The sequence below is a fragment of the Lacinutrix algicola genome, assembly GCF_001418085.1.
GTDB lineage: Bacteria > Bacteroidota > Bacteroidia > Flavobacteriales > Flavobacteriaceae > Lacinutrix > Lacinutrix algicola.
Genome location: NZ_LIQH01000038.1, coordinates 93,610 through 116,212, shown reverse-complemented (window position 1 = coordinate 116,212; position 22,603 = coordinate 93,610). Strand labels below are relative to the sequence as shown.

23 protein-coding genes, 1 other RNA gene and 1 riboswitch are annotated in these 22,603 nt (G+C 30.5%); of the genes, 13 read left to right on the top strand and 11 right to left on the bottom strand.

Features of this window, described 5'->3' with window-relative positions:
• Nucleotides 1-14: 14 nt before the first annotated feature.
• Nucleotides 15-223, bottom strand: a riboswitch (cobalamin riboswitch).
• A gap of 191 nt (nucleotides 224-414) precedes the next feature.
• The 6 genes from ASC41_RS10350 (at nucleotide 415) to ASC41_RS10325 (ending at nucleotide 5,844) form a co-directional block, all read left to right on the top strand.
• Nucleotides 415-1,590 carry an ABC transporter substrate-binding protein gene (locus ASC41_RS10350; protein ID WP_055436690.1) on the top strand — a complete coding sequence of 392 codons (1,176 nt, stop codon included), beginning with the start codon at nucleotides 415-417 and terminating at the stop codon, nucleotides 1,588-1,590.
• Entirely contained in the window at nucleotides 1,591-2,607 is a 1,017-nt protein-coding gene (locus ASC41_RS10345; protein ID WP_055436574.1) for a FecCD family ABC transporter permease, read from the top strand.
• Nucleotides 2,608-3,402 (top strand): ABC transporter ATP-binding protein, encoded by a 795-nt coding sequence (locus ASC41_RS10340; RefSeq protein WP_055436573.1) that lies wholly within the window; start codon nucleotides 2,608-2,610, stop codon nucleotides 3,400-3,402.
• Between the two features lie 123 nt (nucleotides 3,403-3,525).
• Nucleotides 3,526-4,911, top strand: coding sequence for a DNA recombination protein RmuC (locus tag ASC41_RS10335; protein ID WP_055436572.1), 1,386 nt, complete (start codon nucleotides 3,526-3,528; stop codon nucleotides 4,909-4,911).
• Nucleotides 4,912-4,923: 12 nt separating this feature from the next.
• The gene (locus tag ASC41_RS10330; RefSeq protein WP_055436571.1) at nucleotides 4,924-5,283 is read left to right on the top strand and encodes a hypothetical protein; all 360 of its coding nucleotides are present in this window, start codon (nucleotides 4,924-4,926) and stop codon (nucleotides 5,281-5,283) included.
• Between the two features lie 6 nt (nucleotides 5,284-5,289).
• Nucleotides 5,290-5,844: an acyl-CoA thioesterase gene (locus ASC41_RS10325; RefSeq protein ID WP_055436570.1), complete on the top strand. Its 555-nt coding sequence runs from the start codon at nucleotides 5,290-5,292 to the stop codon at nucleotides 5,842-5,844.
• A gap of 59 nt (nucleotides 5,845-5,903) precedes the next feature.
• Here the strand turns inward: ASC41_RS10325 and ASC41_RS10320 are convergent, their stop codons facing one another.
• The 3 genes from ASC41_RS10320 to rpmH form a co-directional block, all read right to left on the bottom strand.
• The gene (locus ASC41_RS10320; protein ID WP_055436569.1) at nucleotides 5,904-6,539 is read right to left on the bottom strand and encodes a T9SS type A sorting domain-containing protein; all 636 of its coding nucleotides are present in this window, start codon (nucleotides 6,537-6,539) and stop codon (nucleotides 5,904-5,906) included.
• Nucleotides 6,540-6,667: 128 nt separating this feature from the next.
• Nucleotides 6,668-9,520, bottom strand: coding sequence for a carbamoyl-phosphate synthase large subunit (carB, locus tag ASC41_RS10315; RefSeq protein ID WP_055436568.1), 2,853 nt, complete (start codon nucleotides 9,518-9,520; stop codon nucleotides 6,668-6,670).
• Nucleotides 9,521-9,620: 100 nt separating this feature from the next.
• Nucleotides 9,621-9,782, bottom strand: a complete 162-nt coding sequence (rpmH, locus tag ASC41_RS10310; protein ID WP_028281753.1) for a 50S ribosomal protein L34 — start codon at nucleotides 9,780-9,782, stop codon at nucleotides 9,621-9,623.
• A gap of 304 nt (nucleotides 9,783-10,086) precedes the next feature.
• On the opposite strand from rpmH, the gene ASC41_RS10305 reads away from it, so the two are divergent.
• Nucleotides 10,087-10,668: a tetratricopeptide repeat protein gene (locus ASC41_RS10305; protein ID WP_055436567.1), complete on the top strand. Its 582-nt coding sequence runs from the start codon at nucleotides 10,087-10,089 to the stop codon at nucleotides 10,666-10,668.
• Nucleotides 10,669-10,737: 69 nt separating this feature from the next.
• On the opposite strand, the gene cls is transcribed toward ASC41_RS10305, so the two are convergent.
• Genes cls through ASC41_RS10290 form a run of 3 tightly spaced genes read right to left on the bottom strand, consistent with a single transcriptional unit; the run spans nucleotide 10,738 to nucleotide 13,838 of the window.
• The gene (gene cls / locus ASC41_RS10300; RefSeq protein WP_055436566.1) at nucleotides 10,738-12,195 is read right to left on the bottom strand and encodes a cardiolipin synthase; all 1,458 of its coding nucleotides are present in this window, start codon (nucleotides 12,193-12,195) and stop codon (nucleotides 10,738-10,740) included.
• Nucleotides 12,196-13,125: a lytic transglycosylase domain-containing protein gene (locus tag ASC41_RS10295; RefSeq protein ID WP_055436565.1), complete on the bottom strand. Its 930-nt coding sequence runs from the start codon at nucleotides 13,123-13,125 to the stop codon at nucleotides 12,196-12,198.
• 50 nt (nucleotides 13,126-13,175) lie between these two features.
• Nucleotides 13,176-13,838 (bottom strand): hypothetical protein, encoded by a 663-nt coding sequence (locus ASC41_RS10290; protein ID WP_055436564.1) that lies wholly within the window; start codon nucleotides 13,836-13,838, stop codon nucleotides 13,176-13,178.
• Between the two features lie 121 nt (nucleotides 13,839-13,959).
• Between ASC41_RS10290 and ASC41_RS10285 the strand changes: the two genes are divergently transcribed.
• The 3 genes from ASC41_RS10285 (at nucleotide 13,960) to ASC41_RS10275 (ending at nucleotide 15,211) form a co-directional block, all read left to right on the top strand.
• Entirely contained in the window at nucleotides 13,960-14,256 is a 297-nt protein-coding gene (locus ASC41_RS10285; protein ID WP_055436563.1) for an N-acetyltransferase, read from the top strand.
• 156 nt (nucleotides 14,257-14,412) lie between these two features.
• Nucleotides 14,413-14,616: a hypothetical protein gene (locus ASC41_RS10280; RefSeq protein ID WP_055436562.1), complete on the top strand. Its 204-nt coding sequence runs from the start codon at nucleotides 14,413-14,415 to the stop codon at nucleotides 14,614-14,616.
• 352 nt (nucleotides 14,617-14,968) lie between these two features.
• Nucleotides 14,969-15,211 (top strand): putative signal transducing protein, encoded by a 243-nt coding sequence (locus ASC41_RS10275; RefSeq protein ID WP_055436561.1) that lies wholly within the window; start codon nucleotides 14,969-14,971, stop codon nucleotides 15,209-15,211.
• Between the two features lie 75 nt (nucleotides 15,212-15,286).
• On the opposite strand, the gene ASC41_RS10270 is transcribed toward ASC41_RS10275, so the two are convergent.
• On the bottom strand, nucleotides 15,287-16,912 hold the full coding sequence (locus tag ASC41_RS10270; protein ID WP_055436560.1) for an ABC-F family ATP-binding cassette domain-containing protein: 1,626 nt from the start codon (nucleotides 16,910-16,912) through the stop codon (nucleotides 15,287-15,289).
• Between the two features lie 283 nt (nucleotides 16,913-17,195).
• On the opposite strand from ASC41_RS10270, the gene ASC41_RS10265 reads away from it, so the two are divergent.
• Entirely contained in the window at nucleotides 17,196-18,623 is a 1,428-nt protein-coding gene (locus tag ASC41_RS10265) for a TlpA family protein disulfide reductase (protein ID WP_055436559.1), read from the top strand.
• A gap of 72 nt (nucleotides 18,624-18,695) precedes the next feature.
• Here the strand turns inward: ASC41_RS10265 and fsa are convergent, their stop codons facing one another.
• From fsa to ffs, 4 genes are all read right to left on the bottom strand, one after another.
• Nucleotides 18,696-19,349: a fructose-6-phosphate aldolase gene (fsa, locus tag ASC41_RS10260; protein WP_055436558.1), complete on the bottom strand. Its 654-nt coding sequence runs from the start codon at nucleotides 19,347-19,349 to the stop codon at nucleotides 18,696-18,698.
• Between the two features lie 184 nt (nucleotides 19,350-19,533).
• On the bottom strand, nucleotides 19,534-19,953 hold the full coding sequence (locus tag ASC41_RS10255; RefSeq protein ID WP_055436557.1) for a hypothetical protein: 420 nt from the start codon (nucleotides 19,951-19,953) through the stop codon (nucleotides 19,534-19,536).
• 46 nt (nucleotides 19,954-19,999) lie between these two features.
• On the bottom strand, nucleotides 20,000-20,800 hold the full coding sequence (locus ASC41_RS10250) for an SDR family oxidoreductase (RefSeq protein WP_055436556.1): 801 nt from the start codon (nucleotides 20,798-20,800) through the stop codon (nucleotides 20,000-20,002).
• A gap of 123 nt (nucleotides 20,801-20,923) precedes the next feature.
• Nucleotides 20,924-21,022: signal recognition particle sRNA small type (gene ffs, locus ASC41_RS16635), an RNA gene on the bottom strand.
• Between the two features lie 87 nt (nucleotides 21,023-21,109).
• Here ffs and ASC41_RS10245 point away from each other — a divergent pair.
• The gene (locus ASC41_RS10245) at nucleotides 21,110-22,138 is read left to right on the top strand and encodes a glutaminyl-peptide cyclotransferase (RefSeq protein WP_055436555.1); all 1,029 of its coding nucleotides are present in this window, start codon (nucleotides 21,110-21,112) and stop codon (nucleotides 22,136-22,138) included.
• Nucleotides 22,128-22,529 (top strand): acyl-CoA thioesterase, encoded by a 402-nt coding sequence (locus ASC41_RS10240; protein ID WP_241489652.1) that lies wholly within the window; start codon nucleotides 22,128-22,130, stop codon nucleotides 22,527-22,529. Before ASC41_RS10245 ends, ASC41_RS10240 begins: the two co-directional genes overlap by 11 nt.
• The last annotated feature ends 74 nt before the right edge of the window (nucleotides 22,530-22,603 follow it).

The following is a 22,603-nucleotide window of genomic DNA, read 5'->3' as shown; positions in this document are numbered from 1 at the left end:
CTCCCGAAAGTCGTTTTAGATGCTAAAAAATGGCAGGTCTCCTGACTCTCGTCTTGTTATCTGTCTTCCCAGAAATTTTTTCCAGTGACTTGAAGGGTGATAACAAGCATTCACAAACGTGAACAAAGATTACAGTTGCGGGAACAGTTCAAGGTTTTAACTTGATTCCCTTTTAATTAACTTTACTTTAGTGTAAAGTCAAACCAAAATTCTGTGCAAAAGTAAATTCTTTTTTAAATGCAGACTAATTAAACTTACTTTTTCTTGGTTAGTTTATAGAATAGATAAATGAAGCCAACTAAAAAATGTAGCAAAATAATGCCTCCTAGTATATATATTGTTAAATTTGAACTGTCTTTCATGACTATAATTTTATATAAATTTAAAGAAATCCCACCTATTTAAATGTTACATATGTTACAGAACAAATCTTTATTATTGCTTTTATTTTCATTTCTATTTTTTCAAAATTGTAAAAATGAAAAACATAATTTAACTCCAGATGATTACAATCTAAAACATAATATAGAAGAGGGAAATGAAACAAAAAACAACTATGCTGAAGGCTTTAAAATAATTAATTATGATGGTTTTAATGTTTTAGAAATTACTAATCCATGGCCAAAAGCAGAAAAAAGTTATAGATATGCTCTTATCTCTAAAGAAAGTGCTGCAAAAACGACTTTTAGCAAAGACAGTTACGATGGTATAATTATTACACCAGTCGAAAAAATTGTAGTAACTTCTACAACACATATTCCTGCATTAGAACTTTTAAATGTTGAAAAAACCTTAGTTGGTTTTCCAGGTACAGATTATGTATCTTCTGAAAAAACTAGAGCTAGAATTGATAGTAAAGAAGTAAGAGAGCTTGGTAAAAACGAAGGTATAAATACCGAAGTTTTACTAGATCTAAATCCTAATGTTGTTATTGGTTATGGTATAGATGGAAACAATAAAACCTTTAATAATATCCAAAAATCGGGTATTCCTGTAATTTATAATGGTGATTGGGTTGAAAAATCTGCTTTAGCTAAAGCGGAATGGATTAAGTTTTTTGGAGTACTTTATGATAAACAAAAAGCAGCCGATTCTATTTTTAATAAAATTGAAAAAGATTACTCAGAAGCCAAGAAAATTGCAGCTAAAGTTACAAATCAACCAACAATTTTAAGTGGTGCTATGCACAAAGACACTTGGTATTTACCTAATGGAACAAGTACAGAAGCACAGATATTAAAAGATGCTAACGTTAATTATTTATGGAGTGAAACTACTGGAACTGGTAGTTTAGCTTTAAATTTTGAAACTGTTTTCGATAAAGCTAAAACTGCAGATTTATGGTTAAGTCCATCATACTATTCAAGCTTTGAAGCATTAGAAAAAGGAAACGAGCATTACACAAAATTTGATGCTTTTAAAAACAAAAAAATATACTCTTTTGCAGATACTACAGGAGAAACTGGTGGCGTTTTATATTACGAATTAGGAACTGCACGACCAGATTTAGTTTTAAAAGACATTATTAAAATTTGTCACCCACAATTATTACAAGATTACACACCTTACTTTTTTAAACCTTTAAAATAATTGCAAGATACCAACACATATAAAGCACCTTTTATAGTATTAACATTGGTTTTAATACTGTGTTTCTTTGCTAATATTAGTTTAGGCTCTGTTTCTATTCCGTTTAAAACCATTTTCGAAAGTTTAATTGGCACAACAGATAATTATATTATTCAAAATTACAGATTACCAAAAGCTTTTACAGCAATTTTAGTTGGTTCTGGTTTGGGAATTTCAGGATTATTAATGCAAACTTTATTTAGAAATCCATTAGCAGGTCCTTTTGTTCTTGGTATAAGTTCCGGAGCTAGTTTAGGTGTTGCTTTAGTAATTTTAGGATCAGGAATTTTTGGAGGTATTTTTTCAACATTATTAATCTCAAAATGGAGCATTGTTATTGCGGCAAGTTTAGGTAGTTTTTTAGTGCTTCTTGCTGTTTTAATTGTGTCTTCAAGAGTACGAGATACTATGGCAATATTAATTATTGGACTTATGTTTGGTAGCATCACTGCTGCAATAGTAAGTGTACTCTCCTATTTTTCTTCTGCCGAACAATTACAGCAATATATTTTTTGGGGATTTGGAAGTTTAGGCAATTTATCTTGGAGCGAACTTGGAATCTTCTTTATTATTTATAGTTTAGGAATCCTTATGAGTATCGTTTCAATTAAAGGATTAAACACGTTATTACTTGGAGAAAACTACGCTAAAAGTCTTGGTTTAAATATTAAACAAAGTCGTTTAATTATCATAATTGCAACTAGTTTACTTGCCGGAACAATAACAGCCTTTGCTGGGCCAATTGCTTTTATCGGTTTAGCAATACCACATATAACAAGACAGGTTATTAATACCTCAAATCATAAAATATTATTACCAGCCGTCTTTTTAATTGGTGCTATTGTTATGCTTATTTGCGATAGTATTGCACAATTACCAACAAGCGATTACACCTTACCTATTAATGCAATAACCTCTTTAATTGGCGCTCCTATTGTAATTTGGTTATTGGTTAGAAAACGTAAAATGATATTTTAAATGGAAAACAATATCGAACATACAATCCTAGAAACAAAAAGCCTTTCCATTGGTTATACGTCTAAAAAGGCTGAAACTATTATTGCTTCTAATATTAATTTAGAATTAAAAGAAGGACAATTAATAGGATTAGTTGGTGCTAATGGTATTGGAAAATCTACATTATTACGAACGGTAACACAAGTACAACCCAAATTAGCAGGATCTCTTTATTTAAATAATAAACCTTTAGAGCAATACGATAATTTAGAGTTAGCACAAGCTATGAGTTTAGTTTTAACCGAACAAATAGCCTCTAAAAACTTATCGGTTTTCGAGCTTGTTGCGCTTGGCAGACAACCATATACCAATTGGGTAGGTAGTTTATCTGAAACGGATATCTCAATAATAAACAAAGCCATTACACAAACTAATATTGAAGATTTAAAACATAAAAAATGTTTTGAACTTAGTGATGGGCAACTGCAAAAAGTAATGATCGCGCGTGCATTAGCACAAGATACAGACTTAATTATTCTAGATGAACCGACCTCCCATTTAGATATGTATCACAAAGCATACATTCTTAAACTGCTTCAAAAATTAGCTAAAGAAACTGGTAAGACTATATTATTTTCTTCTCATGAAATAGATTTAGCAATCCAACTATGCGATACAATGATAGTTATGACTAAAACCGAAGTGGTTTCAAACTCACCTGCAAACCTTATAAAACAAGGTGCTTTTAATAATTTATTTCCAAGCGATTTAATTGTTTTTGATGAAGTTAGTGGTAGTTTTCGAGTAAAGAAATAGAAATATATAATTCAGAAAAACACAGCACTCTATAGTCTTCTCATATTTAAATTAGAACGAGATATACAGCAAAACTCTCAAAGACAAATTAACTATCTTTGATTAAATTTTCTACTGTTTTAAATGAACGACAACATAATCCTTATTCTTGCCATTTTTATTGCTGCCATAGCTGGAGCATATTTAGGAATGGTATTTACTAAACTAAAAAGTAAAAGCGAAAAAAGCACCTTAGAAGAGCGAAATAACAATTTACAACAGCAATTTAACGAGTTTAAACAGTTTCATAATACGGAAGCTGAAAAACAAAATACAGTCTTAAATTCTAAACAAGACGAATTTAAAACCACCATTTCTAAAGTTGAAACTGAACGTGAAGGTATTCGTCGTGAAAAAGATTTTTTAAATGAAGAGCTAGCTAGAAAAAATGCTGATCTCGAAAATCTTAAGAAACTGAATTTAAAACGTGATGAAGAAGTTGAGTTAAGACAAGAACAATTACGCAAGGATTTTGAATTGTTAGCCACTAAAATTTTAGATGAAAAGAGTGAGAAATTCACACTTCAGAATAAAGAAAACATTAAAAACATTTTAAATCCGTTACAAGAAAAGATTCTAACTTTCGAGAAAAAAGTAGACGATACCCAAAAGGAAAGTATAAGTATGCATTCCGCTTTAAAAGAACAATTGTTAGGCTTAAAAGATTTAAACCAACAAATGACTAAAGAGGCTACAAACCTAACTAGAGCTTTAAAAGGCGATAGTAAAATGCAAGGTAATTGGGGAGAGCTTGTTCTAGAGCGTGTGCTTGAAAAATCTGGTTTAGAAAAAGATAGAGAGTATTTTGTACAACAACATTTTACGAGGGAAGATGGCTCAAGAGTATTACCAGATATTGTACTACACCTGCCAGATAACAAGAAAATGATTATTGATAGTAAAGTTTCGTTAACAGATTACGAGCGTTATGTTAATGCCGAAGATGAAGATAGAGACACTTATTTAAAAGCACATATTAATTCTATAAGAAGACACGTAGATCAGCTTTCGGAAAAGAAATACGAAGATTTATACGACATAGAAAGTCCAGACTTTGTATTATTGTTTGTACCCATTGAGCCTGCCTTTGCAGTAGCTATAAATGCAGACAACTCACTATACAATAAAGCTTTCGAAAAAAACATTGTTATTGTTACACCATCTACGCTTTTGGCGACTTTACGTACTGTAGATAGTATGTGGAATAACGAAAAACAACAACAAAATGCTATCGAAATTGCACGTCAAGCAGGTGCCTTATACGATAAATTTCATGGCCTTGTTACTGATTTAACCGGTGTTGGAAAGAAAATTGACGATGCAAAAAAAGACTATTCTGCTGCAATGAATAAGCTAGTTGAAGGGAAAGGAAACCTTGTAACTAGTGTAGAAAAAATTAAAAAACTTGGTGCAAAGGCTAAAAAATCTTTACCAGAAACTATTATAAAACGCGCTCAAATAGACGATTAACAAATTAATATTATGATGAAATTTTTATTTAAAACCTTTATAGTTCTTTTAATTATAGCTGCAGGTTATTTTGCATTTATATACTACGTATCCTATAGTGAAGGTGTTCGCGCTGGTGAATTAGTTAAGTTTACTAACAAAGGTTTTATGTTTAAAACTTGGGAAGGAGAAATTAGCCAAGGTGTTAGCGAAGCTCAAATTTTTGAATTTTCGGTAGAAAGTGGAGAAACAAAAGTTGTTGAAGACCTAAATAAATACCAAGGTCGTATGGTAAAATTAACTTATTTTGAACGCTACAAAACGTTATTTTGGCTTGGAGACACTAAATATTTTATTACCAAAGTAGAGTTAAACAATTCTAATAACCAATAATAGATTATGCCTAATTTTAAAAAAGTAGACAGTTCAAGGATAAGTCTTTCAGAATTAATGAAGCCCTCTCATTCTAATTTTAGTGGTAAAATTCATGGAGGTTATATATTAAGTCTTATGGATAATATTGCTTTTGCATGTGCTAGTAAACATTCTAAAGCCTATTGTGTTACTGCTTCTGTAGATACTGTAGATTTTTTAAATCCTATAGAAGTTGGAGAGCTAATAACCTTAAAAGCTTCTGTAAACTACGTTGGTAAAACTTCTATGGTGGTTGGTATTCGTGTGGAGTCTGAAAACATACAATCTGGAAATAAAAAGCATTGCAATTCTTCGTATTTTACAATGGTTGCAAAAGACGACAATGGAAAGTCTATTGAAGTTCCTGGCTTAATATTAAATGACAAAAACGAAGTAAAGCGCTATTTAAAAGCACTTAAACGTATTGAAACTAAAAAGACAAGACAAGCAGAATTTAATCACCAAGATTTTTCTCATCATGATTATTTAGATCAATTAAAAGATTTTAATGTTAGAATTGAACTTCCTGACAACTTCTAGTAAACAAAAAAGCCTTCAAAATATAATTGAAGGCTTTTTTTGTTATTCAAATTATACTGCTAAAGCTTTACAAATCGTTTAGTTAAAGTAATCTCTTGATCTGGCGATGTTAGTCTTACCAAGTATAATCCACTATTCCACTTTGCTATATTGACGCTCGACGATAACTTACTTAGCTGTTGTACATATACTTTCTTGCCTAAAACATTAAATACCTCCAATTTTAAACCTTCGTCTGTTAGCATAGGAATGTTAATATTCATAACATTAGTACTTGGATTAGGAAAAATAGAAAACTTTGTTGGTGCATCAAATTGAGGAGAACTTAATGTTCCATCTGCTACTACCGTTATTGTTCCGTACATATTACCATTGTGAGGTGTACACACATAAGCATTTGCTCCAACAGTAGTAAATGTTTTACTGTAAGTAACTCCAGAACCAGATGCTATAAGACCACTATCCCAAGACTCTGCACTACCTGCTTCGCTAGTTACGGTATGCGTTCCTGTGGCATAATAATTCCAAACTACAGTATCTCCAACCTCAATGGTTCTATCTGTATTATTTGCTGCAGTTGCGGGCATTACATCAGAATTGGACCCAAAAGACCAATCTATAGTGACTGTTTCGGTTTGTCCGTATGTATTTAGTGCTGTAAATGTTAATAGTGTGAAAAGTAATTTTTTTATCATAATTCAATGATTTTATTAAAAATACAAAAAAACAAACACCTTAAATCATTTACTATTAAATAATTAACAAAAAAAAAGTGTGAATTATCAAATAATTCACACTTTTTATAACATAATAAATATGTTTATTATTTACTTAAATACATTTTTCTACGTGAGTATAAATTGTAAAATTCATCGTCTTTTAAGTCATCGATAAATAAGATACTTTCTCCAGTACTTTTCATTTCTGGACCTAGTTTTTTATTTACATTATGGAACTTATTAAAAGAAAAAACAGGTTGCTTAATTGCGTATCCTTTTAACTGCGGATTGAAATTAAAATCGGTTACTTTCTTCTCTCCTAACATTACTTTAGTAGCGTAGTTTACATAAGGCTCTCCATATGCTTTTGCTATAAATGGCACTGTTCTAGATGCTCTTGGATTGGCTTCAATAATGTAAACCATATCGTCTTTTACTGCAAATTGAATATTTATTAAACCTACTGTATTAAGTGCTAAAGCAATTTTATTAGTATGGTCGATAATTTGTTGCATTACTAAAGGTCCAAGGTTAAAAGGAGGAAGTAAAGAGTTACTATCACCAGAGTGAATACCACAAGGTTCAATATGTTCCATTATACCAATAATGTAAACATTTTCACCATCGCAAATAGCATCTGCCTCTGCTTCTATTGCACCATCTAAATAATGATCTAATAACAACTGATTTCCAGGCATACGTGCTAATAAACTAACAACATGCTCTTCTAATTCTTGCTTGTTAATTACAATTTTCATGCCTTGCCCACCAAGTACATAAGAAGGTCTTACTAGAATTGGAAAGTCTAAAACATCTGCAATTGCTGATGCTTCATCAGCGGTTGTTGCAATATCAAACTCTGGATAAGGAATATTATTTTCTTTTAACATATTAGAAAACAACCCTCTATCTTCAGCTAAATCTAAAGCTTTAAAACTAGTACCAAGTATTTTAATACCGTAACGTTCTAATTTCTCTGCTAATTTTAATGCCGTTTGCCCACCAAGTTGTACAATAACACCAACCGGTTTTTCATGTTTAATAATGTCGTAAATATGTTCCCAGAATACAGGCTCGAAATATAATTTATCTGCTGTATCAAAATCTGTAGAAACAGTTTCTGGATTACAGTTAATCATTATAGTTTCGTAACCACATTCAGCAGCAGCTAAAACACCATGTACACAACAGTAATCGAACTCGATACCTTGTCCAATTCTATTTGGTCCAGAACCTAAAACAATTACTTTTTTCTTATCGGAAACAATACTTTCATTATCTGCAAAACGTTTACCATCTGCAGTTTCAACATCACTCTCGAAAGTAGAATAATAATAAGGTGTTTTTGCTTCAAACTCAGCAGCACAAGTGTCTACTAATTTATAAACTCTGTTTACACCTAGTTCTTCTCTTTTATTATAAACTTCACTTTCCAAACAGCTTAACATGTGTGCTATTTGTCTATCTCCATATCCTTTTTGCTTTGCTTCAAGCAATAAATCTTTTTGGATAGTATCTATTGTAAACGTTGAAATTTCTTTTTCTATGAAATATAATTCTTCATATTGCTTAAGAAACCACATGTCTATTTTTGTAATTTCATGAATACGACTTAATGGTATTCCCATTTGTATCGCATCGTAAATAGCAAATACACGATCCCAACTTGCATTGGTTAATTTCTCTATAATTTGATCGTAATTTTTATAACCTTTACCATCTGCTCCTAATCCGTTACGCTTAATCTCTAAAGATTGCGTCGCTTTATGAAGTGCTTCTTGGAAACTTCTACCAATTCCCATAACTTCTCCAACAGATTTCATTTGAAGACCTAAAGTTCTATCACTTCCTTCAAATTTATCAAAGTTCCAACGTGGAATTTTAACAATTACATAATCTAAAGTAGGCTCAAATAAAGCGGAAGTAGATTTTGTAATTTGGTTTTGTAACTCGTCTAAGTGGTAACCTAAAGCTAATTTTGCTGCAATTTTAGCAATAGGATAACCTGTTGCTTTACTAGCCAATGCAGAAGATCTAGACACACGAGGATTAATTTCGATAGCAATAATATCTTCCTTTTCATCAGGACTTACAGCAAATTGCACATTACAACCACCTGCAAAATCACCAATATTACGCATCATATGGATAGCCATATCACGCATTTTTTGATACGTTTTATCACTTAATGTCATTGCTGGAGCAACTGTTATAGAATCTCCAGTATGAATACCAATAGGATCCATATTTTCAATAGCACAAATAATAACAACGTTATCATTAGAGTCTCTAAGTAACTCTAATTCATATTCTTTCCAACCTATTAAGGCTTTATCAATCATAACCTCATGGATAGGAGAAATTTCTAATCCACGTGTTAATAACTCGTCAAAATCTTCTTCTTTATGTACAAATGAAGCTCCTGCTCCACCTAAAGTAAAAGAGGCTCTAATTATTAAAGGAAAGCCAAATTCTTGAGCAATTTCTTTTCCTTTTAAATAAGAAGTAGCAGTAGCTTGTGGTGCCATAGGAATATCTATGTCAAGCATTAACTCCCTAAACTTCTCTCTATCTTCTGTAATATTAATAGCGTCAATATTAACACCTATAATTTCTACATCGAAATCTTTCCAGATTCCTTTCTCATCTGCTTCAATACATAAATTTAAAGCAGTTTGTCCTCCCATTGTTGGTAAAACAGCATCAATATGAGGATGTTCTTTTAATATTTTAACTATCGACTTTGTAGTTAAAGGCAACAAATAAACATGATCCGCCATTGAAGGATCCGTCATTATAGTTGCTGGATTAGAGTTTATTAAAATAGTTTCTATTCCATCTTCTCTTAGTGAGCGTAAAGCTTGAGTTCCAGAGTAGTCAAATTCACAGGCTTGCCCAATTACAATTGGTCCTGAGCCAATAATAAGTATCGATTTTAATTTAGAGTTCTTTGGCATTTTAGTTTTTTATTATGTGATGCAAAAATAGTAAATCTAGGATACAAAAAAAGGCGTTACACCTAAGTAACGCCTTTAATATATTAACAATTGTTAATCATTATTTTTTATGTCTAGTTTCAGATGAAACAGATATTTTCTTTCTTCCTTTTGCTCTTCTACGAGCTAATACCTTTCTACCATTAGCAGAAGCCATTCTCTCTCTAAAACCATGTTTATTTCTTCTTTTTCTTTTCGATGGCTGAAACGTTCTTTTTGGCATTTTCTTATTTTTTAAATCTGAATTGTAAAATCTATCTAATTGTTTTGGGTGACCCCTAAAACTGAGCGCAAATATACAACGACTTTTTAATTTCACAAACCTTATTTAAAAAATATTTTATTAAGTCTTGTTTTATTTTTAAATATGAAGCTATTAGCAATAAAATTAGGCTAAAATGAAACACAAATCCAATTCTTAACAATGGGTATTTCAGAAAAAATGAGTTTCTTTGCAGTCTTATATTATAAATACAATGCTTAAATGATAATAAGCATTTCAAAAAAAACAATAAAAACGCATTACAATGTATAATAAAGTATTTAAATTAATAATAGCTGGTTTAATACTAGCAACAGCAGTTTGGCAGTTTACCGAAGGTGGTATTGGTAACGGAATTATGCTTATCTTTTTAGCACTAATCTTTATATTTCTATATTTTAAGAATGAATTTATTTTACTAGCTTTTTTAAAGTTACGTAAACAGGATTTTCCAGGTGCTACAAAATGGCTTAACAAAATAAAGAATCCTGAAGCAGCTTTAGTAACTAAGCAACAAGGATATTTTTACTATTTACAAGGTATAATGGTGTCTCAAAGCGATATGAATACAGCAGAAAAACACTTTAAAAAAGCGGTTACTTTAGGTTTAAGCATGGATCAAGATATGGCTATGGCAAAATTAAACTTAGCTGGTATTGCTTTTTCTAAACGTAAGAAGCAAGAGGCTACTATTCTTATTAACGAAGCTCAAAAATTAGATAAGAATGATATGCTTAAGGATCAAATTAAAGAAATGAAAGCAAATATGAAACGTGCTCAAGGTGCTCCAAAACAGCATTATGGACAAGGTGGATCTATGAGAGCACAAAGAAGAGCTTCTAGATAATAAAAGCTAAATCATTAAAATAGATTAAAAAAAAGCTCACAATTGTGAGTTTTTTTTTGTTTTACCTATTTATAATAATGGTGCCCAAAGTTTACAATAGGCTTCTTTTAGTTTATTAAGCTTTGATCTTTTTAGCCAATCCTCCGCATACATTTCTTTTGCATTTTTAAGGTCTTCAATAAAGTAACTTTTTAACTCTTCACTCTTCTGCTTATCGTAAATAACAGCGTTAATTTCGAAGTTAATTTTAAAGCTTCTATAATCCATGTTTGAAGTTCCAATAGTTGAAAACAAATCGTCAACAACCATTGTTTTAGCGTGTATAAATCCTTTTGTGTAGCGATACACTTTTATATTGGCATCAAACAAACGTTCTAAATACGAATTGGTTGCATGTTTTGCTATCCAAGAATCGCTTTCGTCTGGAATTAATAATCTAACATCAATACCACTTCGCGATGCTATTTGCAATGCCATAATAAACTCATCATTTGGAATAAAATATGGTGTTGTTAAATATATATAATCGTTGGCTGAAGTAATTGCCGAAAACATAACTTCCATAATATTTGCCCAATCTGTATCTGGCCCACTAGCAGCTATTTGTACTGCTACATTATCTTTACATTCTTTATTAGGAAAATAATCTTTTATTATTTTTACTTGAGACTCTGAAACAAACTCCCAATTGGTTAAAAACTGAACCTGTAAAGTAACTACAGCTTCACCTTCTATACGAATATGCGTATCTCTCCAATAGACTTTTTTATCAGGCTTGTTAACATAATTATCTGATACATTTATACCTCCTAAATAACCAATAGCACCATCTATAATAGCAATTTTTCTATGGTTACGGTAATTCATTTTCCCTGTAAATTTAGGAAACAGAACTGGCATAAAAGAAAAAAGCTGAACACCACTATCTTTTAGTTTTTGTTTCATTTTATGAGAAATATCCGATCCAACATCATCTACACTCAATCTTACCTCTACTCCATCCTTAGCTTTTTTGCAAAGTATATTTAAAAGTTCTGTACCGATATTATCGTCTTTTACAATGTAATACTCTAAATGAATATGATGAATTGCAGTCTTTAAATCTTCAAACAAACGTTGAAACTTAACTTCTCCGTTGTTTAGTATTTCGACTTTATTACATTTTGTTAAAGGTGATTTATCATTTCCTTGAAGCAGTTTTACTAGTTTTATTTTATCTTCTAATAGCTCATCTTCTAATTCTTGAAGTTCTCTTTTATCTTGACTTAAGTCTTTATTAAGGTCTTTAATTATTTTCTCGTTTAAAATATGCTTCCTATTAAATATTTTACTTTTTCTATATTCTTGTCCAAAAAAGTAATACACCAAAAGTCCTAAAAACGGAAAAAACACTAGCACAATAATATATGTTAGTGTTTTTGTTGGGTTTATATTTCTAAATAAAATAGTTATAACAGCAGATATAACTAATAGATAATTAGCTATAATGATTAATTTAAACCAATTGTCTTTTAAAATTTCTATCATTTAGGGAGTTGTAGAATAATATCCTTTTTCTGGAATATCTATAAAATACTGCTTTTTTGATGCATTATTTAACTTGTTCTCCCTTAACCAAGGATTATGTATTTTTAAAATTTTATAGTTAATACCTAAATCTTTAGCAAACTGTGCAAAATCTGTAACAGCAGTATCTACAGACACTTTATACGTTGGTATTGAAGAATACAAATCTTTAGTTCTAAAGTTAAATCCGTATTTTGTAGGGTGAGACAAAATCTCTTTTAAAGCTATAATTCTAAATACATAACGACCTGTTTCTTGACCTAAAAGTAAATCGTAATAATTATCAACTTTCTGCGCGTCTAACCTTTTAGAAATCCCATAATTACCAGCATTATATCCAGCAGCAGCATTGGTCCAAGTTCCTAAACGTTCTTTAGATTTCTTTAAATAATCGCAAGCTACTTGTGTTGCCATTTCAAGATTATAACGTTCATCTACATTTGTATTTACTTCTAATCCGTTTTCTTTAGCTGTTGCTTTCATAATCTGCCAAAAACCACTTGCTCCTGCAGGAGATTTTGCATTTGTTAATCCGCTTTCTATTACTGCTAAATATTTAAAATCATCAGGAATACCATTTTTAGCTAAAATAGGCTCGATAATAGGAAAGTACTTTTGCGCTCTTTTAAACATTAATAAACCGTTAGACTGCCAGTAAGTGTTTACCAATAATTCTTTATCCATACGCTCTAAAACATCTGGATCGCTTAAAGGTACGCGCTCTCCTGCAAACTCCAAATAATCGGGAACTTGTAATGCGTAGACGTTATAATCGTTTATAATTTTCTTTTCTAAATTCTCGTCTGTTGGTGGCTCTTGAAAGGCATTTATAAATAAAGCACCTAGGCATAAAAGGCCAATTCCTGCTAATGTTTTTTGTACAATTTTCATCTTCATTTCGTTTTTTATAAAATTATAATAATTTACTGATAAATTCTTCTTTATTCTAAAATTAATTTGGGTAAATTTTCATTAAACCATTTGTATTTATCTATAATCATTATATGTGTTCCATTCTTTACCGTGATGCAATTTTCTATACAATTATGAGGAAAAACCATGTCTTTCTCTCCGTGGATATGAACAGCCTCTGGAATAACATTTTCTTGTTCCCAATTAATAACTTGCTCTATAGACCAATCTAAATAGTACTTATCGTTTACAGAAAGATATTTTTTGTACAAATCTATACGCTTCTTTATTAAATTTCCGAACGAAAATTTAGCCAACAAGTCTAGATTACTTGCTAATTGTGTAGGCAATAACTTGTAAGCTTTTGTTGCTTTTAATACTTTGAACCTTTTTGGAAGCTCATGTTTTGTTTTTACACTAGAAACTACAAAAAGCTTTCTTAAAGTAATATGCTTACTCATTTCTTGAACCAAGATACCTCCAAAAGAAACGCCTAATAGTACTACATTATTATGCTTTATATTTTTAGTCATCTTAAAAGCATAATTACTTAACGTTTCATTTTTAACCGGAATCTCCCAATTTAGCTTATGTAATTCAAACTGATTTTCTGGTAATTTTATATTATCAAAAATTGATGGATTTGCTGCCATTCCTGGCATTAAATAAACATGTATTATGTCTTGAATCATAAGTATTTAACAGATGTTTAGAAATGAATCACGAAAATTTTTCGTACTTTTGGATGTGTAAAATTACTAAAATAGTTCACACTATTTTTTAATCACCATTAATAAATTAAATTTATTTCCTATGACTGATGCTGATGAATTAGTTGACAATGATTTTCTACGTCAATTTGAATTAAAAATTGGAGATCACTTTGCTAAGATTGAATACTCTTTGCAAGAACGAAAAATCTTCCTTACTAAGTTAATTATCCCTGAAGAGATTAAAGACGAGAACTTTACCTCTGATTTTCTTAAATTAGTTTTCGATAATATTGAAGAACGAAATTTAAGTGTTGTACCTACAAATCCTGAAATCGCTAAATTTATTAGGCGAAATAGACAATACAAAAAATTACTTCCTGTTGGATTAAGAATTTAATTTAGACTGTTTAACGCAAGACAAACAATTACGTAATGCCCAAAAAAGTTAAATACTATTTTTGGGCATTTTTACAATATAAAGATTGAGTTTTATTAGATTTTCAACTAATTAAGCTCTTTTTTTGTTATTTAACAGTTCAAATTTAGCAATACTATGGATACACAAAACAATAAAATCAAGCAAAAAAACATATGGACTTTAATTGCCGGTTTAGCTTTTATTGCAATTGGAGGTTATAGAATATACAATCATTTATATGTTGATAGTATAGACTACGGAAACTTTAGACTAATACTTGCTGCTGTATTTATTGCTTATGGAGGCTACAGCATATACAATTATCTAAAAGCAGAATAAAACTAGCTAATCAACTCGATTTAATTCTATAAGTTTATCTAGCTATTAATACTTTATCTACTTTACAAAATCATTGCTTTGTAACTTATCTGGTTTTCTATTAATATACCTTTACCCTTTTCTTCTTAAATTATAAAGATGCCCTGTTTATTATTTACTGAAAAACAAAAAAAAGGAATAACACTATTCTATATTTTAGCCTTTCCGTAATATTCATCTTACAATAATTTTATATAATATATGATAAAAACATAAATTTAGATCTCTTAAAATAAACTTAAACTATACTTTCTACTGTAAGTTTATGCCTATTATTTCGTATATTTAAGTATAACCTTTAATACAACAAACTATGAATGATTCAGAATACATAAAAATTTACACAGGCGGAACTATTATTGTTCAAGTAATAAAACAACGTTTGGAAGACAAAGGCATAAATCCAGTAATTAAAGACGAAACAGAATCTGGTCGATTAGCTGGATTTGGAGCATCCTTAATTGGGCAACCCGAAGTTTACGTTCATGAAAGTGAAATTGTTATTGCAAAACAAATTGTAGAAACAGTTCGTGGAGAATTAGAAACTAGCGAATAGTAATTTATACTAAATAGTAAAAGCCTCAAAAATCTTAGATTTTTGAGGCTTTTTTATATCAATAATTAAAACTAATTAGGCTTTAACTGTGTACATTTTTTCTCTAAGCTCTTTAATTTTAGCATCCTGCATATACTCATCGAAAGTAGTGTATTTATCTATAACTCCATTTGGTGTTATTTCTATTACTCTATTACCAACAGTTTGTGCAAACTCGTGATCATGAGTAGTAAACAATACAGTTCCTTTAAAATTCTTTAGAGAGTTATTAAAAGCAGTAATACTTTCTAAATCTAAATGGTTTGTAGGCTCATCTAATTGTAGAACGTTTGCTCTAGTCATCATCATACGAGATAACATACAGCGTACTTTTTCACCTCCAGATAAAACTGTAGATTTTTTAAAAGCTTCTTCTCCACTAAAAATCATTTTACCAAGGAATCCACGAATATTTACTTCTTCTCTTTCTTCTTCTGTTTGAGCCCATTGACGTAACCAATCTATTAAGGTTAAATCGTTATTAAAAAAGGCACTATTATCTAAAGGAAGATAAGATTGTGTAGTTGTTACTCCCCAAGCAAATTTTCCTGAATCTGCTTCTAGATTATTATTTAAAATCTGGTAAAAAGCAGTAGTTGCTCTAGAATCTCTAGAAAACAAAACAACTTTATCTCCTTTATTTAAACTTAAATCGATGTCTTTAAATAAAACTTCACCATCTAGCTTAGCTGATAAACCTTCTACGTTCAAAATTTGATCTCCCGCTTCTCTGTCGCGTTCAAAAATAATTGCTGGATAACGACGACTTGTACGTCTAATATCCTCTATATTTAGTTTATCAATCATTTTCTTTCTACTAGTAGCTTGTTTACTTTTTGCTACGTTGGCAGAGAAACGACGAATAAATTCTTCTAATTCTTTCTTCTTGTCTTCAGCTTTTTTGTTTTGTTGTGCATGTTGTCTTGCTGCTAATTGAGAAGACTCATACCAAAATGTATAGTTTCCAGAAAAATGTGTAATCTTACCAAAATCAATATCACTAATGTGCGTACAAACCGCATCTAAAAAGTGTCTATCGTGAGAGACAACTATTACGCAATTATCATAATTTGCTAAAAAATTTTCTAACCAAGAAATAGTTTCGTAATCTAAATCGTTGGTAGGCTCATCCATGATAAGTACATCTGGATTTCCAAAAAGTGCTTGTGCTAATAAAACACGTACTTTTTGTTTACCATCTAAATCTGCCATTAAAGAGTAATGATAATCTGCATTAATACCTAAATTAGATAACATTGCAGCAGCATCACTATCTGCATTCCAACCATTCATTTCTTCAAACTGCACTTGAAGTTCTCCTATTTTCTCTGCATTAGCATCGGTATAATCTGCATATAATGCATCGATTTCAGACTTCAATTTATATAAAGGCTGATTTCCTTTTAAAATAGTTTCTAAAACTGTGTCTTCATCATGCTTATTGTGGTCTTGTGTTAAAACCGACAAACGTTTTCCCGACTCTAAATGTACGTTTCCAGAATTAGCATCTTGCTGTCCTGAAATTATTTTTAAAAACGTTGATTTCCCTGCACCATTTGCGCCTATAATTCCGTAGCAATTTCCATTGTTAAAGGTTGTATTTACTTCGTCAAAAAGTACACGTTTACCAAATTGTACCGAAAGATTTGAAACTGATAACATCTATTGTATATATTTTTATCTCAGAAAATTTTTATTCTATTTTTAATCTAAAAACTTATAAATCTATTGCTAATTACTCCTTGACATAAAAGCGTTTGTAAGTTTTTTGCAAAAGTAAATAATATCTTCGGTTTATTAAAACAAATGCACTGTTATATCTATTAACCAACACTCTGTATTCTAAGCGTTTAACTTATTTTATATTCAATTTAACAACGCATTAACACCACAATTCGATTTCAAAACATATTTTTGTTTCTTTAACTATTGCATGTACTTATTTATGAAATCTAATTCCTTATTTCTTATTGTAATATTGGTAGTATCCCTATTCTCTTGCAAAAAAGATAAGGACGACGGCTCTATTAACAAAGCATATATTGGAGGAGAAATTATTAATCCCAACAGCGACTATATAGTTATTAAAAAAGCCGACATCCCATTAGACACTGTACGACTTAATCATCAAAATAGATTTTCTTATACATTAACCAATTTCGAGCCAGGCATTTTTGGTTTTTTTGATGGTAGAGAATTTCAAAATTTCCTAATTGAATCTAACGATAGTTTAATGTTACGCTTAAATACTTTAGATTTTGATGAGTCTCTCGTGTATGTTGGTAAAGGCGCTAAAGAGAATAATTTCCTAATGGAAATGTATTTATTAAATGAAGAAGAAGATGAAAAAATTCTTGATCTAGGACAAAAAACATCTAAAGAATTCGATAGTATTTATAGAGCATCTAGAGAATTAAAACTAAAAAAACTAGATAGAGTTAAGCGAAAAAATGAAACCTCTAACCTGTTTAATGAAATTGCCGAGGCAAGTATTTATTACGAATATTATGCACACAAAGAGCTCTATCCGTTAGCAAATTATAAAATATCAGAATTAGATGCTTTTAAAAGCCTGCCACAAGATTTTTACAATTACAGAGAAAACATAGATTATAATAATGTAAACTTAAAAAACTACAGTCCTTATGTATCATTTTTAAGATTTCATTTTAACAACCTTGCCTTACAGAAACACTTTACACACTCTAACGACAGTGTTTACAATAAATTAGATATCCACTATAATTTAGACAAGCTTGAGTTAATAGACGAAAAAGTAAAGAATGAAGATATTAAAAACAGCTTATTAAGATTTGTTATTGGTCAATTTATTAGTGTCTCTAAAAGCCCAGAAGATTACGATGCAATGCTTAAATCTTTTAAAGAAAAAAGCACAAACGATAGCGATAAAGAAAGAGTATCACAATTTGTATGTTCCTACAAAAGGCTTAGCCCTGGAAACAAAATTCCAGAAGTTAAATTACTTAATACTGCCGATAAAGAAGTTAGCTTACACGGACTAATAAAAAAACCAACAGTTATTTATTTTTGGTCTAAAAACAATAAAAACCATCTTATTTCATCGCACAAGCGAGTAAAAGAATTAAATGTAAAATATCCGGAGTGTAACTTTATTGCCATTAATATAGATGTTATTTCTTACAAGCAGCAATCTGAAATTATTGCAAAATACGATGTTAGGCTACACAACGAATACCGTTTTAAAGCGCCTAGACAAGCAAAAGAAACACTATTTATAGAACCAATACAAAAAGTATTTATCCTTAATAAAAAAGGAGATATTGTAAATGCGAAAGGTAATATGTTTGGTATAGGTTTCGAACAAGAGCTATTAGGCTTATTAAACCAATAGTTAATAATTACTATAAAAAAAAGGTCCTGAAAATTAATTTTCAGGACTTTTTTTTACACTAAATTTATAAATTTAGTTTCCCTTTTTATAATCTTCTAAAAACTTAGCAAGACCAATATCTGTAAGTGGATGTTTTAATAAACCTTCGATAGAACTTAAAGGACCCGTCATCACATCTGCACCTAACTTAGCACAATCAATAACGTGCATTGTATGGCGAACAGAAGCTGCAAGAATTTGAGTTTCGAAAGCGTAGTTGTCGTATATATGTCTAATCTCTGCAATAAGGTTTAAACCATCTGTAGAAATATCATCTAAACGTCCAATAAAAGGAGACACATATGTTGCTCCAGCCTTAGCAGCAAGCAAAGCTTGACCAGGAGAGAAAACTAAAGTTACGTTTGTTTTAATTCCTCTATCGCTAAAGTATTTACAAGCTTTAATACCATCTTTAATCATTGGTAACTTTACCACAATTTGTTCGTGAAGTTCGGCAAGCGCCTCACCTTCCTTAACCATACCATCAAAATCTGTAGCAATAACTTCTGCACTTACATCTCCAGATACAAGATTACAAATATCTACATAATGCTTTAAAATATTATCTGTTCCAGTAATACCTTCCTTAGCCATTAAAGATGGATTTGTAGTTACACCATCTAAGATTCCTAAATCTTCGGCTTCTTTAATTTGCTCAAGATTTGCTGTGTCAATAAAAAATTTCATATTAAATATTTAGTTGTGTTTATTATTTTGGGCGTTACCTAAAGGTCAGGCTATACGCTATATCTTTTTTGTTTTTAATTTCAAAAAAGGATGCCGCTTCTATCCTTAACGCAAAGCAAAGTTAAGCTTTAAGTTAAACTAGTAGAAAAAATGATGTTAAATGATATTAACAATATCTTATCTATTAATTAATAATAATAATCTCATAGTCCATAGAAGTAGATGTGGAACACATAGAATTTTCATATTCCTGAGTTTCCTCATCATAGTATTCTGGTGGGCCAACATTTAAAGCTATTGTAAACTCATATCTACCGCTATCATTAGGAGTTCCTTCAATAAAAAGTGTTCTATAATCGATATTTACCTCTAGACCGTCTGGAATATCGCCATAGATTTCAAAATTATAATTATAAATATCGTCGCGTGGTTCATTTTTTATACCTGCCGTTATCCCTTGGTGATATATGTAGCCCACTCTACCAGCCTCTAAAGATTTTTCTGGCAATTCTGGTCTTCGGTTAATAATACATTCAAAAATGTCTTCGCAACCTACAAGCGTAATAATACTAATACAAAATAAAATAGAGTATCGTTTTTTCATCGGTTAGTTATTAAGCTAAAACTAACATCAACAAACATACCAAAAATTATAGTTTATAATGCTTAATAAGCATCTTCTCGTACATCTTATCGGGTAATAAAAAACGTAATACAATAGAAAATTTCTGCATAAAAGCACCTACTTTATAATGTGTTCTAGGTTTTTTAGTATTAATAACTTTTAAAACCATTTTTGCCACAACTATTGGATCATCACTATTATCAACATGCTCATCTATATCACTTAAAACACTTCCATACTTTTTATATGGAGAATCTGTTCTTAGAGGTGCATGATAACGACCTGCAGCAATATTAGTAGCAAAATCTCCCGGTGCAATGTTAGACATGTTTACATTAAAATCTTTTAACTCAATTCTAAAAGCTTCAGTTAATAACTCTAAAGCGCCTTTACTTGCGCTATAAATCCCTCGATATGGCAATCCCATAAATCCAGCAATAGAAGTAATGTTAATTATCAATCCACTATTCTGCTTTCGCATTTGTGGTAATACAGCTTTAATAACGTTTATTGGTCCAAAGAAATTAGTATCGAAATTATGTTGTATTTCAGCTTCAGGAATTTCTTCAATAGGTCCTGTTATACCTACTCCTGCATTATTAATAAGCACATCTAGTTTTCCTTCGGCAGCAATTACTTCCGCAACAGCGTTATTAATAGTCGTTACATCTTTTACATCTAAGCCTACAATTTTAAAAGGATGATTGGTATATTTTTCGGGACTTCGACTAGTACCGTAAACAGTATAACCGTGCTGTTTTAAATACTCTCCAATAGATTTCCCAATTCCCGATGATCCTCCTGTAATTAATATAACTTTAGACATAGCTTTTATTAGTCATTAAAATTTAAAATACTTAAATAATGATATTTCTCTTTTACAAGAATGTATTAAACCAAAAAAATCTTGACTAGCCAAGGCTTTCAAGATTTTAGTTTTTTGTATAAAAAAAGGCAAGCTACCTACATCACACTGCTACGACCATTTACCTTTGCTTCGTTCCCGACCTGGAGGATTCAACAGGAGCTAGTTGTGTAGGACTTGCCGGTGCAAATATACAATCTTTTATTTTTATCACAATCATTTTTTAAACCGAATTTTAATAAATATCTTGCTTAAAATTACAAGAACAAAATGAACGTATTTAAACACTTAATTATCATAATTTTAGCAATTACATTATTTAATTGCGGAGACAGTTCTGCTAAAAAAAACTTTAGTATTTCTACAAATACTACCAATAAAACGATTGCTTTAGGCGAAGAATTGATAGTTACCATCCAAAATCCAAAGAATATTGAGATAGAATCGGTAACATATTCTCTAGATAATAAAGAAATAAGTGAAACAACAAAGCTTACAGGTTTTAAACTTGGAAGCCATGATATTATTGCTACAATAAAATACGACGGAGAAACAGAAACTGCAATACAAAATGTATCTATTGTAAATAACGTTGCTCCTAAAGTGTTTGGTTACGAAATTATAAACACCTATCCTCACGATATTACATCTTACACGCAAGGTTTAGAGTTCTTTAATGGAGAATTATATGAAAGTACCGGACAAAAAGGAGAAAGTAAATTGCGTAAAGTAAATTACAAAACTGGAGAAGTGCTTAAAAACGTAGACTTAGCAGATAATTATTTTGGAGAAGGACTAACAATTTTAAATAACAACATCTACCAATTAACATGGTTAAGCGGTAAAGGTTTTGTTTATAATGTAGACACTTTCGAGCGCACAAGTACTTTTAAATTTGGAAAAAGCCAAGAAGGTTGGGGAATTTGCAACGATGGTAAAATGCTTTATAAAAGTGATGGAACCGAAAAAATATGGCACTTAAATCCTGAAACTTTAGTTGAAGATAATAATTTTCAAGTCTATACTAATAAAGGTAAAATTGGAAAACTTAATGAGCTAGAATGGATTAACGGAAAAATATATGCTAACATCTATCAAAAAAATGGTGTTGTAATAATTAATCCAGAGAATGGTGCTACAGAAGCTGTTATCGATTTCTCTCCTTTAAAGGAACGTGTAACAAAACATAAAGGTCTTGATGTTTTAAATGGTATTGCTTACAATCCAGAAACACAAACTATTTTTGTTACAGGAAAACGTTGGGACAAAATGTTTGAGGTTAAAATAATTGAAGAATAGTTTGTTAGCATTTACAAAAAACATTACCGTAACAAAGGATGATCTCGACGAACTCAACCACGTTAATAACGTGCGTTATATAGATTGGGTTAATAGTGTGGCTAAATCGCATTGGTTAGAGAATGCACCTAAAAGTATTACCGATAATTATTTTTGGATACTATTATCGCATACAATCGATTATAAAAAACCAGCTTTTTTAAATGATGAGCTTGTTTTAAAAACCTATGTTAAAGATATAAAAGGTGTTACTTGTATTAGAATAGTCGAAATTTTAAATGCTAAAACAAATACTCTTTTAGCTAAGTCTGAAACCAAATGGTGCTTTATGGCTTCTAAAACTTTTAGACCTGCTCGTATTACAGAAGATATTTTAAAATTATTTCCATAAAGCTTACTAAATGAGCTGTTAAAGTTTTATAAATAATAATGATATAATCCTATTTTTGGAACACAACCAATAGC

Bases quoted from the DNA above. Each gene is read 5' to 3' on its own strand.
- ASC41_RS10265 (WP_055436559.1), top strand. From the start codon at position 17,196: ATGAAATCTAATTCCTTATTTCTTATTGTAATATTGGTAGTATCCCTA.
- ASC41_RS10280 (WP_055436562.1), top strand. From the start codon at position 14,413: ATGGATACACAAAACAATAAAATCAAGCAAAAAAACATATGGACTTTA.
- carB (WP_055436568.1), bottom strand. From the start codon at position 9,520: ATGCCAAAGAACTCTAAATTAAAATCGATACTTATTATTGGCTCAGGA.
- ASC41_RS10255 (WP_055436557.1), bottom strand. From the start codon at position 19,953: ATGAAAAAACGATACTCTATTTTATTTTGTATTAGTATTATTACGCTT.
- ASC41_RS10330 (WP_055436571.1), top strand. From the start codon at position 4,924: ATGATGAAATTTTTATTTAAAACCTTTATAGTTCTTTTAATTATAGCT.
- cls (WP_055436566.1), bottom strand. From the start codon at position 12,195: ATGATAGAAATTTTAAAAGACAATTGGTTTAAATTAATCATTATAGCT.
- ASC41_RS10275 (WP_055436561.1), top strand. From the start codon at position 14,969: ATGAATGATTCAGAATACATAAAAATTTACACAGGCGGAACTATTATT.
- ASC41_RS10295 (WP_055436565.1), bottom strand. From the start codon at position 13,125: ATGAAAATTGTACAAAAAACATTAGCAGGAATTGGCCTTTTATGCCTA.
- ASC41_RS10320 (WP_055436569.1), bottom strand. From the start codon at position 6,539: ATGATAAAAAAATTACTTTTCACACTATTAACATTTACAGCACTAAAT.
- ASC41_RS10305 (WP_055436567.1), top strand. From the start codon at position 10,087: ATGTATAATAAAGTATTTAAATTAATAATAGCTGGTTTAATACTAGCA.
- fsa (WP_055436558.1), bottom strand. From the start codon at position 19,349: ATGAAATTTTTTATTGACACAGCAAATCTTGAGCAAATTAAAGAAGCC.
- ASC41_RS10245 (WP_055436555.1), top strand. From the start codon at position 21,110: ATGAACGTATTTAAACACTTAATTATCATAATTTTAGCAATTACATTA.
- ASC41_RS10350 (WP_055436690.1), top strand. From the start codon at position 415: ATGTTACAGAACAAATCTTTATTATTGCTTTTATTTTCATTTCTATTT.
- ASC41_RS10340 (WP_055436573.1), top strand. From the start codon at position 2,608: ATGGAAAACAATATCGAACATACAATCCTAGAAACAAAAAGCCTTTCC.
- ASC41_RS10325 (WP_055436570.1), top strand. From the start codon at position 5,290: ATGCCTAATTTTAAAAAAGTAGACAGTTCAAGGATAAGTCTTTCAGAA.
- ASC41_RS10270 (WP_055436560.1), bottom strand. From the start codon at position 16,912: ATGTTATCAGTTTCAAATCTTTCGGTACAATTTGGTAAACGTGTACTT.
- ASC41_RS10285 (WP_055436563.1), top strand. From the start codon at position 13,960: ATGACTGATGCTGATGAATTAGTTGACAATGATTTTCTACGTCAATTT.
- rpmH (WP_028281753.1), bottom strand. From the start codon at position 9,782: ATGCCAAAAAGAACGTTTCAGCCATCGAAAAGAAAAAGAAGAAATAAA.
- ASC41_RS10290 (WP_055436564.1), bottom strand. From the start codon at position 13,838: ATGATTCAAGACATAATACATGTTTATTTAATGCCAGGAATGGCAGCA.
- ASC41_RS10250 (WP_055436556.1), bottom strand. From the start codon at position 20,800: ATGTCTAAAGTTATATTAATTACAGGAGGATCATCGGGAATTGGGAAA.
- ASC41_RS10335 (WP_055436572.1), top strand. From the start codon at position 3,526: ATGAACGACAACATAATCCTTATTCTTGCCATTTTTATTGCTGCCATA.